The 12,860-nt window shown below is 72.8% G+C and carries 5 protein-coding genes; 1 reads left to right on the plus strand and 4 read right to left on the minus strand.

Features of this window, described 5'->3' with window-relative positions:
• Nucleotides 1–125: 125 nt before the first annotated feature.
• The 4 genes from VMR06_RS02615 to VMR06_RS02630 all read right to left on the minus strand — a co-directional run bounded on the left by VMR06_RS02615 (nucleotide 126) and on the right by VMR06_RS02630 (nucleotide 11,049).
• On the minus strand, nucleotides 126–3,785 hold the full coding sequence (locus VMR06_RS02615; RefSeq protein WP_325372688.1) for a S8 family serine peptidase: 3,660 nt from the start codon (nucleotides 3,783–3,785) through the stop codon (nucleotides 126–128).
• Between the two features lie 122 nt (nucleotides 3,786–3,907).
• The gene (locus tag VMR06_RS02620) at nucleotides 3,908–6,223 is read right to left on the minus strand and encodes a hypothetical protein (RefSeq protein WP_325372690.1); all 2,316 of its coding nucleotides are present in this window, start codon (nucleotides 6,221–6,223) and stop codon (nucleotides 3,908–3,910) included.
• 190 nt (nucleotides 6,224–6,413) lie between these two features.
• Complete coding sequence (locus VMR06_RS02625) at nucleotides 6,414–8,906, minus strand: winged helix-turn-helix domain-containing protein (protein ID WP_325372692.1); 2,493 nt, start codon at nucleotides 8,904–8,906, stop codon at nucleotides 6,414–6,416.
• A gap of 118 nt (nucleotides 8,907–9,024) precedes the next feature.
• Nucleotides 9,025–11,049: a hypothetical protein gene (locus VMR06_RS02630; RefSeq protein ID WP_325372694.1), complete on the minus strand. Its 2,025-nt coding sequence runs from the start codon at nucleotides 11,047–11,049 to the stop codon at nucleotides 9,025–9,027.
• Between the two features lie 285 nt (nucleotides 11,050–11,334).
• Here VMR06_RS02630 and VMR06_RS02635 point away from each other — a divergent pair, with 285 nt between their 5' ends.
• Nucleotides 11,335–12,669, plus strand: coding sequence for a sorbosone dehydrogenase family protein (locus tag VMR06_RS02635; protein WP_325372696.1), 1,335 nt, complete (start codon nucleotides 11,335–11,337; stop codon nucleotides 12,667–12,669).
• Nucleotides 12,670–12,860 lie beyond the last annotated feature (191 nt).

Raw genomic sequence — 12,860 nt, forward strand, 5'->3', positions numbered from 1 at the left:
CGCATGCTCGGCGCGGCCGATTAAGACACGATGAGACGCTCGTTAGTCGATCGTGAGCGCGGGGTTAGCGCGGTGTTGCGATGCAGCGGCGCACCCGCTCGGGCGGATACGCCGCTGCCTGCGGCTCAAGGTGCCGGGCAGGCCTGCACGGTCAGATCGTCGATCGCCCAGTTGATGCCGGGGCGATGATCGAAGCGGTCGTGGCCGAGGCGGAAGCGCAGCTGCACCGTGCGCCCGGCGTAGCCGTCCAGCGCGGCGACCGTGCGCACGTAGCCGCGCGGATCGCCGCACCAGGCCTGGCGGCCGGCCAGCGGGTTCTGGAAAGCGCCGCTGACCGGTCCGTCGTAGGGCGTGGCTTCCAGTCCGGCCGTCAGCTGGGTCCAGGTCTGACCGCCGTCGGCCGTGATCTCGACGATGCCGGCGTCCTGGCAGTTGGCGCCGCTGACCGATGCCTTCAGCGACTGGCGGTGCCAGAACCGCAGGCTCGGTCGCGTCAGATCGGACGGCAACGCGATCGGTCCGGTCGCCAGCCACTGGTCGTTGGCGGCACCGGCAGCCGGCGCGGAGGCCTGCCAGGCGCGCAGGCCGTTCAGCGCGGCGGAACCGAGCTGCCAGCCGTCGCTGCCGGCGATCGCGCCATGCGTCCAGCCGGGCGCACCGGTCTCCAGGTCGTCAGCGTATACGCGCACCGGCGTCTGCTCGAGCGGGCAATCCGACGGCACGGCGGCCGTGACGAAGGCCTGCGCATCGGGGAGTGCCGCCGCGGCCTCGAACCCGTCGCGGAACAGCGTGTCGGCCGGCGCCAGCGGCGTGCTGGTGCCGCAGGCGTTGACGGCCGCGACGCGCCACCAGTACCGGCGGTTCGAATCGAGCGCCTCGGCCGGGCCGAGCGTCCACTGCGTGTCGGCCGTCTCGATCTGCGCGACGAGGTGCGTGAAGGCGGCGTCGGTCGCGATCTGCACGCGGTAGCCGTAGGCATCGGCGGAGCCGGTCCAGCTGAAGGTCGGCATGATGTCCACGCTGCTGCTGCCGTCGGCCGGCAGCGGCATCGCCGCGGCGGCCGGCAGGCCGGCGTACACGCCGAGCGGGAGCTCGAGCGTCTTCGTCGTGGCACCGGTCTGACCGGTCACCGTCAGCGCCTGCATGCCGGCGGGCGCGCCGGCCGGTGCGGTGATCTGCAGCATGCTCTCGGTGCCGGGCACGGCCGGGTTCGGATCGAACGCGAACGCCGCACCGGATAGCGAGCTGGTCGCGGCCAGCGTCACCGGATCGGCGAAGCCGGCGATCTGGCCGATGCGGATCGGCGTCGGCACGGTGCGCCCGGCACAGGCATGGGCAACCGGCGCGGCCGGCTCCAGCGTGAAGCCGGGCGCGCGCACGCAGTTGTAGCAGACCAGCGCGAAATCCTGCCCGAGGCCGCCGGTATTCAGCGCGTCGCCCGCGATGTTGCGCGCGGTCACCGTGATCTGCACGTCCTCGGCGCTGCCCGGCGGCAGGAACACCGCTTCGTAGTTGTTGACCGCATCGGCCGTTCCGCCGTGCTGACTCCAGCCGCCGTCGAAGACGTTGCCGAGCCAGCTGCGCGCGCCGGAGCTGACCACGAGGTCGAGATCGTTGACCTGCGGACTGGTGCCGAGCAGACCCGGCGCGTCGGTGTAGGCCAGGGCGATGCGCAACGGCCGGGCCGGATCGAGCACGGCCCAGCGGTAGGTCGCGCTCTGCCCGCTCGCGGTCAGCACCTCGGTCTGGTCGACGACCACCTTGGTCACCGTGTCGAACATCTGCCCCATGTCCGGCATGCCGTAGCCCTGGGTCGGGCTCGGCAAGGTGTCGTTGGCATCCAGACCGGTCAGGTAGGCCGGATGCGCGATCAGCCAGGCCTTCATCGCGGCTGCGCTCGGCGCATGGTCCGGATCGTCGACGCGGTCGACGCTGCCGGCCGCGCTGCCGGCGCCGCCGTGCTGCATCCACCAGTAGGCCAGCGAGGCGATGCCGGCGACCGCGGGTGCCGAGTGGCTGGTACCGGAAGACGCCGCGAACTCGGTCTGCCCGGCCGGATAGTAGGCATCGCAGATGCCGTTGCCGGCGTAGCCCGAATACACCGAAGCGCCGGCCTGCACGTGCGTGCCCGGCGCGATCGCCTCCGGCTTGGCACGGCCGTCGCGGGTCGGGCCGCGGCTCGAGAACGGCGCGACGTCGTTCGGGTCGTCGGCAGCGCCCGCCGCGATCTGACAGCCGTCGGTCCAGGACGGCCGCACGTTCTCCGATGCGCCGACCGCGATGACGTTCTTGGCCGCGGCCGGCGAACTGACCGTGTACGCGCCGCCGGCGCCGAGATTGCCGGCGGCCATCACGTAGATCATGTCCTGGTTGCCGGCCTGGGTGGCGTCGGCATCACGCACGCCGGCGTCGTAGGCCTGCTGGACGGCCTCGTAGGTGGCCGGCGGCGGATTGCTGCCCCAGGAGTTGTTGCTGATGCGCGCACCGGCACGCCAGTTGGCGCGGATCAGGCCGGCCGGCCCGTTGCCGCAGGCGCTGGTGTCGAAGCCCGGCACGAAGATCGCCGTGGAGCCGACGCGTCCGAACGGGTTGACGCCCTGGCCGCGCAGCCATCCGTCGGCATCCTGGAACGGCGCGCCGCTGCGCGCGTCGAAGCCGGCGACGATGCCGGCGTTGAGCGACCCGTGGCCGCCGACGTCGCCGGGCGCGGAGGCCGACGAGCAGTTGGTGAAATAGACCACGCGCGACGCATTGGCGGTGTCGCCGCCGGCGTAGAGCTTGCGGTCGGCGGTGGCGACCGCCGTGGCGCCGCTGCCGCCTTCGTGCAGTGGGCTGTCGGTGACGTCGACGACCGGATAGTCCAGCGGGTTCTCGCTGAAGCCCCAGGCGCGCAGGCGGTCCAGGTAGCGCGTCGAGGCGGGACCGGGGAACAGGTCGCCGGTCAGGATCAGGTTCTGCTTCTCGTCCATCGGCTGCATCGTCAGCTGCTCGCCGACGAAGACCACGTCGGGGCGCTCGGCGATCGCCGGCAGGTCGGCCACGCGCACGCGCAGCGCGAGGTTGTCGAACGCCAGCACCGGCTCCCAGAGCGGCGCGAACGTCCCGGGACCGAGCGGACCCTGCTGCGCCGGCGCGAGGCGGGCGAGCCGCTCGACGAAGTCGCGCGTGGCCGCATCGCCGCCGTGGCGGTAGATCTGCACGATCACGTCGACTTCGCCGTCGGCCGCGGCCTCGCCGCGATCGAGACGCCGCTGCAGCAGCGGGTCCACCTTCAGAAAGCCGTACAGCGGTGCGGCGTACTGCAGCCACGGCTGCGCGCCGCGCAGGGCGTCCAGACGCGTGCGGGCGGCCGCGTCGACCCAGACCACGTAGCCATGGCTGGCCACGTAATGCACCGGCACGATGCCCTGCGCCCGCAAGTCGTCCAGCCATTCCTCGCGCACCGGCCCGACGAACTGCACCACCTGCAGACCGGCGCCGGCGGGCGCGTCGAGCGCGAACGGCGCCGGCGGCGCCAGGGCCTCGCGCTGGGTGTCGAACGGCTGCGCGCTGAAGCCGAGCCGGTCGAAACCCGGGTCGGCCTGCCGGCGGCCGCCGGCCAGCTCGAGCACCGGCGCGGACGAGGCATACAGGGCGAAGCTGCCATAGTCGTACAGCTTCACGAGGCCGGACACGCCGGCCGCATCCTGGTCGGACAGCAGGAACTTGAACGAGGATGCCGTGACGGGCGTACCGAAAGCGGCCAGCAGCGCCAGCGGAAGCGCACGTCGGAATGGCTTGAGCATGAGGATCGTCCTCTCAGGAAGCGGAGCCGTCGGATCGGCACGACGGCGGGCGGTCGAATCGTCGGTATCCGGCGCCGGCGGCCGCGCGAGGCGGACCGCCGGCACCGGTCGGTCGGGCTCGCTCAGGGCGCGCCGTCAAAGCCGTCGCGGAACACGACGTCGTCCGCGCTGACGGTGAGCGTCAGCGGCAGCGTCACGCGACTGCGGCTCGGCTCCGGATCGTTGCTGTACAGGCATAGCGTCGCGCTGTACACGCCGGGTGCGAGCGAGGTGGCGTCGATGCCGATACCGGTCGTGACCGCCATCGCGGGATCGACCGTTCCGTCCGGCTCGGCATAGCTCAGCCAGGGCGCCTCTTCCGGCGCGGTGCAGATCGGGGCTTCCGCCGCGATCGAGAAGCCGCCGATCTCGCCGAACGACGGACTGACCAGCGCGGGCTGGCCGGTCTGCGGATCGATGGCGTAGACGAAGTAGCCGTTGTCACCGGCCGCGGTCAGGTACAAGGTGCCCGTGCGGTCGTCGAAGTCCAGGCCCTGGGTGTACCACAGGTTCAGTCCGGTCGGACCGATCACCTGGGCTTCCGCCGTGGTCTTGTCGACCGCGACCAGCATGTCGTTCTGCACGTCCATGCCGTACATCAGGCCGTTGACGTCGACCGCGATGTCGCCGAGCAGACGTCCCGCGATCGTGCCGATCTCCACGGTGTTGCCGTTGGTCAGGTCCACGGTGTAGAGCGTCGTGGAGATGTCGCCGTAGTTGTTGGCCGCGACGAAGAACGTCCCGGTGACCGGATCCCAGGCGCCGCCGTAGGCGAAACGCGTCGGCGGAATGTCCACCGGCGCGATCAGGCGGGCCTCGCCGCTCGCCGTGTCGATCGCGAACAGCCGCGGACTGCCGTCGAAGCCGGTGACGCCGAACTGCGTGTCGAAGTGGCCGTAGGCGAAGTCGGCCGCCCACGCCCAGACCTGGTTCGACCGGATCAGATCGTAGGTGTAGGGCTGCAGCACGTCGAAGCTGACGTAGTCGATGACGCTGCCGCTGAGCAGCCCCCGGGCCGGCACGCTGTCGACGCCGTCGGGCAGCGCGGCCCGGCGCCCGCGCCGATCCGGTGCGGTCTGCGCCTGGCCCGCCGGGGAGCGAACGAAGGCCTCGACCGCGTGGCGCGGCTGGGCCGGGAAATGGCTGCGCGCAGCAGGCGGCGACCAGCTCCACAGCAGCGTTCGATTGCCCGTGTTGGCGATCTGCAGCGTATCGGTCCCGCTGGTGCCGCTGAGGATCGTGGGCGTCAGACCGGCCGCAGGCGACACGCCGATCACCGGTGCGCCCACGGCCACGGTCGCGTCGGCGACGGCCTGGAACGTGGCGCCGGCGACGAACGTCCAGGTGATCGCCAGCCCGTCGCTCAGGCTCGGGGTATCGAACGAAAACTGCGAAGCGGTGACCGGATCCCGCTGCATGCCGACGGTCGCCGAGCTGCCGTTGTCGTTGGCCGCGCCGCTACCGCCGAACGTGGCGGTTCGATACACGTAGGTGAGGGTCGGACTGGATTCGTTGAAGATCACCTGGAACGTCGCGCCGTGCTGGCCGGTCGGCAGGCCGGCCCGGTTGGTCTTGTCGTGCCAGGACACGACGAAACGCCGGTTGGGCGCCGCACCCACGCTGCCGTAATAGACCATTCCCGACGGCCAGAACGCGTCCCAGTGCGGCAGCAGGCTCGGGCCGGTCAGCTGCGCGGTCGGCAGCTCGTAGTTCACATAGGGAATCAGGCAGCTGCCGACGCCGAGCATCAGGCCGCCGTTGTTGCCGACGCACAGGTCGGTATAGGTATCGCCGTAGAACTCGAGCGGGAACGGGGCCGTCGCCGCCAGCGACTCGCCGTCGCCGATGTCCAGCGCGGTACCGGTGGCGCTGATGTCGACGAACGGCTCGGGGTTGGTGGTGTTCGGCGCGTACGTCGGCACCTGCTCGGCCGCGGTCCAGGTCGAGCGGAAATCGCCGGTGGTGGCGGTCTCGCTGGTGCTGGCGACGATCACGCGGTTGTACTGGAAGCTGGCGTGGGGCGCCACTGCGTGCTGGTAGTTGGTCAGCAGCGTGCCGACGTCGCCGTCGACCAGCGTGTGGTAGTTGAGCGTGGCCGAGGAGTGGTTGGTCAGCGTATAGCAGATGTTGACCTCGTCGCCGACAGTGACGTCGAGGCTGGTCGCGGTGCCGCACAGCGCCGGATTGCCGGCATCGGCCAGCGCCAGCGTGACGGTCAGGCACAGATCGCCGCTGCAGCTGCCGCGGCCCGCGTCCTGGGCGACCTGGGCGGACTCGCCGAAGTCCAGAACCCGGCCGGCCTGGTTGTAGCTGCCGTAGGGAAGTGGCTGGGCCGACGAGGCGGCGGCCAGGGCCAGCGCCAGCGTCGAGAGCGCCGGCAGGAGGGTGGATCGGTTCATTGCGTCTCCGGATCAGCACGGCGTCCGCAGCTCGGTACGTCTGCCGCTTGGATCGAGTCGATCCGGCGCAGTCCGGCGCCGGCCCCGGGCAACGTCGACGTCGCCACGGTCCGAAGATCGCCAAAGCGCTGCGGCGATGTCTGTGTCAATCCTGTGTCAGATGTGAATCCTTGATGTGTCGTCCGGATAATCAGGGCTTTAGGTCCGGCAGCGACGCCTGTTCGGGGGGCAGCGCGCGCTCGCCGGCCAGCGCGCGCGCCTGCCGCAGCGCGCGGTCGGCGCTGACGCGATCGCCGAGCGCGCGATGCACCCCGACCTGGATCAGGGCCGCGCGCAGGTCCTGCCCGGCCCACGGCGCGAGACGCCCGGCGATCGCTCCCGCCTGGTCGCGCAGCCCGGCCGCGAGCAGGGCCGGCACGTAGGACTCGCCGACCACGACCAGGTTCTCCGGCACGCCGGTGGCCTCGGCCAGCGACATCGCGGTCGCGTAGGCGTCCAGCGCCTCGTCGCGGCGGCCTTCGACGGCGGCCTGCTCGGCCTCGGCCAGACGGATGAACAGCACGCGCCAGTCGTCCGGCGCGTCCAGCGCCTGCGCCTGCAGATGGCGCACGTCCTCGGCGGCGCGGGCGACCTGGCCGAGCCGGTGCAAAGCGCGGATCCGGGTCAGCCGCGTGGTCACCATCGTCAGGCGGTTCGCGTTCTCCGGCTCGGCCTCGAGCGCCACCTCGGCCTGCTGCACGGCCGCTTCGGCATTGCCGCGCAGCAGGGCGATCGAGGCCAGCAGCGAATCGGCCTCGGTCCGCACCATCGCGTCCTGTTCGGGGCTGCTCAGATCGCGAATCTGCGCGGCCACGGCTTCGGCGTCGGTCAGGCGTCCGTTGGCGGCCAGCGCGACCGCGCGCGACAGTGCCAGCCACCAGCGCTCGCGGGCATTGCGCGCATGCGATTCGGCCGGCCAGAAGCGTTCCGAGGTCGCCAACGCATCGGGGTGCTGCAGCAGCATCAGCTGGGCGTCGACGATCGAACGCAGCGCGAACATCCACGCCTCGGGCACCGCCAGCATCTCCAGCTGCGCCGCGGCGCCCTGCAGGATCGGCAGCGCGATCGCCGGCTGGGCACGGTCCATCGCGACGACGCCGAGGTTGAGGTCCACGCGCGCGACGCCGAATGCGTCGTTGCCCTGCTCGTGCAGCGTGCGCGCGATGCCGAACAGCCGCACCGCATCCCCGAGCCGGCGCGCCCGCCCGGCCACCGCGCCGCGCCCGGTGTAGGCGCCGGCCAGGACGTTGCGATCGTCGAGCGGCTCGGCCAGCCGGATCGCCTCGGCGAAGGCGGCATCGGCCTCGTCGAGGCGGTCCTGGCGGAAATAGCTCGAGCCCAGCGCATGCAGCGTGCGTGCGCGCAGCAGCGGCGCCCGGTCCGCCGGCAGCCGCTCGAGCAGCGCCTGCGCGGCGTGGATGCCTGCCTCGTAGCTGCCGGAGAAGAAATCGATGCTGACCTGTGCGAAGGCGATCTGCGGCGTCTCGCGCACCTGCGGCGGCGCCGCCTCGATCAGCTCGCGCGCCACGTCGAGCTGGCCGGCCAGCACCGCCGCGCCGACGCGCTGCACGAGCTCGTCGGCGACCCGCGGCAGACTGGTCTCGGTCGTCGACGGCGGCACCCGGCCGAGCTTGACCAGCAGGCGGTCGGCGGCGCTGCGCACCGCCTGCAGCGGGTCCTCGCCGGCTGCGTCGGCGTAGAGCGCGCGGCGGCCGTCGCCGGCCTGCAAGCTCACGTGCCAGCGCGCGCCGGCCAGCGCGATGCGCGGCCGCACGATCCAGGCCTGCGGCGCGGCCATGCGCTCGCGCACCCAGCCATCCCCGTCCGGCACGTCGTGCTGGGCGTTCAGCAGATTGACGACGGTTTCGCTCGGCGTCACCGCCAGACCGCTGCGGCGCAGCTGCGTGGCGACCAGATCCATCGCACCCAGGCGCAGCCAGGCCCAGCCGTCCGGTGCCTCGACCTGCACCGGCAGCACCAGCGCCGCGGTCGGCGCCGCTACAGCGGTGGCCGGTGTCTGCGCGGTCGCCTGCGCATCGGCGGCCGCCGGCGGTGTGGCGCGATACAGGCTGAGAGCCCAGCCGGCCAGCAGCAGCCCGGCCAGGGCCACCAGCGCCCAGGCCGCGCGATGGCGCGACGGGGGCTGCGGCGCCTCGCCGGCCTCGGCCGGCGCAGCCGCGCGCTCGACGACGGGCGCGACCGGGTCCGCGGTCCCGGCCGCCTGCGGCGCGACGTCGTCGCCGGTGTCCGCGGCCGCGGCGGGCGGTACCGGCGCCAGTGCCGGTGCGGCCGCGGGCGCGGTCGTCGCCGGTACCGGTTCCTCGGCCTCGACGACGGTCTCCATGACCCAGCGATAGCCGACGCCCCAGACCGTGCGGATGCCTTCCTGCTCGCCGCCGGACAGGCCGAGCTGGCGGCGCAGGCGCATGATCGCGTGATTCAGCGAGACGTCGCTGACGTCGACGCGGCCCCAGACCGCCGCGGTCAGCTCATCGCGGCCGACCGGCCGGTCGCGGTGCTGGATCAGATAGCTCAGGCAGTCGATGTGGCTGGTCGGCAGCGCGACGCGTTCGCCGGACCGCAACAGTTCGCGCGCGTGCGGATTCAGATGGAACGCGCCGAAGCGGTAGCAGACTCGACTCATGCCGACAGAGTAGCAAGCCGACTGTCGGCGCGCGCCGGCGCGACCAGCGCTCGCAGCGGCGCACGGTCGCGGCCGGTGCGTGCCGAACGGCGTTCGCCGATGCCGACGTCCGGGCGTATCAGATGCGCGGGCGCGGCTTGAGCTCGGGCGGCGGGCGCGGTGCGCGCGTCTGCGGATCGACCGGCGACGGTGCGCCCGCGCGTGCGGCCGGGCGCGCCGCGATCGTCGCGGCGATACGCCGCGCGATCGCGCGCAGCTGGCCGAGCATCCAGTGCGCGAGACCGGCCTGCGTCGCCGGCAGCCCGTCGACCGGATCGTCGTCGAGCCGTCCCAGTCCGCGCAGCCGATAGCTGTCCGGGCCGGCCGCCTCGGTGAAGAAGCGCGCATAGTCCGACGCCGTGCCGTCGACCGCGGCGGCCGAGGTCTCGAGCCGGCCGAGCATCTCGGACATCGAGGCCAGCAGCAGGCGCAGCCGGATCAGCTGGTGGTTCTCCCAGTTCATCGGCGAGGCGGCCGCGTCCGCGGGCCAGCACGCCGGATCGCCGAAGCGCACCACGAACTGCTGGCCGGCGTAGCGGCCGTAGGCGGTCAGCGCGGCGATCAGCGGCGCGTCCATCGTCAGATTGAGTCCGCCCTCGCGCTCGGACAGGCGGATCAGGCCGATGCGGTCGCGGAAGCCCGGCAGGTTCGACAGCGTCTCGTGGTTCCAGTCCTTGGCGACGCCGAACAGCGTGCCGAGAAAGCCGAGCACCGAACCGACACCGCGCGACTCGTCCCAGCGCCGCCACGGCGAGACGTGCGCGGCGGCGTTGTCGGCCGGAAAGCGCACGCGCTGGTCGGGGCGGTCGCCGCCGCCGGGCTCGGCCTGGCCGAGATCCAGGCCGAAGGTCGGCCGCGTCGACAACGGCGCGTCGAAGAAGTGGATCGGGAAGTTCGAGCCGACGCCGCCGTCGGTGAACCAGCAGCGCTCGGGCCGGCGCAGCACGCCGGCCGCGGCGCCGGGCCGCGTGAAGTCGACCGAGTACAGCGGCACCGCCGAGAGCAGCAGCGGAAAGCTCAGGCTCATGCGCACCGCGACGACCACCGGCAGATCGTCCGGCGCCGGCAGGCCGAGATGGCCGTCCAGCGTGGCCTCGCGAAACACGCCGCCGACCTCGGCCGGGGCGTGCGCGACCATCCAGTCGACGATGCGCGGCGGAAACAACTGCGCGAAATCCTCGCGCCGGAACAGGAAGCGGCCGTTCTCGCGCACGTGGATGTCGTCGCCGAACGGCAGCTGGAACGGCCGGCCCAGCGTCAGGCAGGTCGTCATCACGCGCAGCTCGATGCCGTGCGCGCGCAGGTCGCCGAACGTCAGCGGCCGGGCCGGGCCGGCAAGCGCGGCCTGGCCGGCGAGCCGGTCGAAGTAGTCGCTCATCCAGACCGTCAGCGCCTCCTCGGCATGCGCATCGCCGGGCTCGGGCATGCCTGAGCACACGCCGTAGCCGCGTGCCGGCAGCTCGCGGAACAGGCGCAGCGTCATGCGCGCGACGACGCCGAGCAGCGCCAGCACGCAGGCGATCGCGACCACCCACGCGACCAGCGGCAACAGGCTCCAGCGCAGCGGCACGAACGCCAGCGCGAGCAGCGGCAGCAGGCCGATCAGCGCGCCGGCCAGCGCGGTGCCCGGGTTGCGCCGGACCAGCGCGAACAGCGCGCGGCGCAGGCGCGCGCCGCCGCCCTTGACCGCGAGCGTGTCGACGAATACCTCGAACGCCGCGCGCAGCCGGCGCGCCGGCTTGAAGAACGCGAGCAGGCGCGTGCCGGCACCGCTCGGGGCCGAAGCGCCGAGAAAGCCCGGCAGCTCGCGCAGCAGACCGAAGCCGTCCGGATCCTCGGCGAGCTCGCCGGCGCGATGGCGCTGCCGGCCCAGTTCCGCCGCGGCCGCGGCCGCCGCCGCGATCGCGCCGGCGCTGGTGCCGCCGATCGAACGCAGCCGGAACGCACGCGCGATCTCGGCGATCGCCAATGGATAGACCACGCCGCTGGTGATGCCGCCCTTCATGACCAGATCGCATTCGCGCGCGAACGGTGCATCCGCGGCGGTCGCAGCGGCACCCGCCGGCGGCGTGTCGGAACGATCGGGATCCGCGGTGCGACTCATCGAAGACTCCTTGTCGAGACCGGTGGACGGCGGCGGCGGTTCGCATCGGTCGGCGCGCCGCGGCGGCGGCGCGGCCGAGCGGGCGGGATCGTGTCGCGTTATAGCAAACGCCCTGGACCTGCGATACCGCGCCGCGCCGGCAGCGCTGCGCGAGCGCGGCGGTCGCGCTTCGTCGCATCCGAACGCGAGCCGAACGGCGATCGGCACGGGGATTGAACGCATCGCCGCGCTCGGCTGCAATCGGGCGGCGCCGTCGCCGGCGGCGCCACCGCGAAGGAGATCGACATGCGCCGCGCCGCCTGGATCACCCTGTTCGTACTGGTCGCCTTCGCTGTGCTCGGCTGCCGGCTGCGCTACGCCGAACGCGCGACGCTGAGCGTCGCCGACGGCACCGGCCCGGCGCCGGCCCTGCCCGAGCCGCGCCGCACCTGGCTGCCGACGCTCGAGATCGCCCCGGCGGTCGGCTGGCCGGCCGATGCCGCACCGCTGCCGGCGCAGGGGCTGTCCGTCGGCGCGTACGCGCGCGGACTCGATCACCCGCGCTGGCTGTACGTGCTGCCGAACGGCGACGTGCTGGTCGCCGAATCGAACGCACCGCCGCGCCCGGCCGATGCGCCCTCGGGCGGCCTCAAGGGCTGGATCGCCGGCAAGGTCATGCGGCGCGCCGGCGCCGGCGTACCGAGCGCCGACCGCATCACGCTGCTGCGCGACGCCGACGGCGACGGCGTCGCCGAGCTGCGCACGGCCTTCGCCGAAGATCTGCACTCGCCGTTCGGCATGGCCCTGGTCGGCGCGGATTTCTACGTCGCCAATGCCGACGCGGTCGTGCGCTTCCCCTATCGCGACGGGCAGACGCGCCTGGATGCGCCGGCGCAGAAGGTCGCCGACCTGCCGGCCGGCCTCAACCACCACTGGACCAAGAACCTGATCGCCAGCGCCGACGGCACGAGGCTGTACGTGACGGTCGGCTCCAACAGCAACGTCGGCGAGAACGGCATGGCGCTGGAGGAAGGCCGCGCGATGATCTGGGAGCTCGACCGCGCCAGCGGCCGCATGCGTCCGTTCGCGACCGGCCTGCGCAACCCGAACGGACTGGACTGGGAACCGGTCACCGGCGCGCTGTGGACCGCGGTCAACGAGCGCGACGAGATCGGCTCGGACCTGGTGCCCGACTACGTGACCTCGGTGCGCGACGGCGCCTTCTACGGCTGGCCGTACAGCTACTACGGCGATCACGTCGACGTGCGCGTGCAGCCGCCGCGGCCGGACCTGGTCGCGCGCGCGATCGCGCCGGACTACGCGCTCGGTCCGCACACCGCCTCGCTCGGCATCGCCTTCATGCAGCGCGCGGCCGCTTTGCCGGAGGCCTGGCGCCACGGCCTGGTCGTCGCCCAGCACGGCTCCTGGAACCGCCGTCCGAAGAGCGGCTACAAGGTGATCTACGTGCCGTTCGAATCCGGCCGGCCGGCCGGCGCGCCGCGCGATCTGCTGACCGGCTTTCTCGATGCCGACGAGCAGGCGCGCGGCCGGCCGGTCGGGGTCGCGATCGACGCACGCGGCGCGCTGCTGATCGCCGACGACGTCGGCAACGCGATCTGGCGCGTCGCCGCCGCGCGCTGAGCCGCATCGCCTGCGCGCGGCAGGCGAGCGTGCACCGCGAGACGATCGGAGGTTCGCCCGTCGTCGCAGGGCCGGCGGCGCTCTTCTCCGTACGTCTCTCCCGTACGTCGCCGCCGGCCCGGACACCGGACCGGATGCCCCGGCACGGCACCGCACCTGTCGAGTGCTCCGGTGCTCTGCCGCGACGTTGC

The sequence above is a fragment of the Dokdonella sp. genome, assembly GCF_035511235.1.
Lineage (GTDB): Bacteria > Pseudomonadota > Gammaproteobacteria > Xanthomonadales > Rhodanobacteraceae > Dokdonella.

Excerpts from the sequence above, each read along its gene's own strand:
- VMR06_RS02635 (WP_325372696.1), top strand. The coding sequence starts at position 11,335 with ATGCGCCGCGCCGCCTGGATCACCCTGTTCGTACTGGTCGCCTTCGCT.
- VMR06_RS02620 (WP_325372690.1), bottom strand. The coding sequence starts at position 6,223 with ATGAACCGATCCACCCTCCTGCCGGCGCTCTCGACGCTGGCGCTGGCC.
- VMR06_RS02615 (WP_325372688.1), bottom strand. The coding sequence starts at position 3,785 with ATGCTCAAGCCATTCCGACGTGCGCTTCCGCTGGCGCTGCTGGCCGCT.
- VMR06_RS02630 (WP_325372694.1), bottom strand. The coding sequence starts at position 11,049 with ATGAGTCGCACCGCGGATCCCGATCGTTCCGACACGCCGCCGGCGGGT.
- VMR06_RS02625 (WP_325372692.1), bottom strand. The coding sequence starts at position 8,906 with ATGAGTCGAGTCTGCTACCGCTTCGGCGCGTTCCATCTGAATCCGCAC.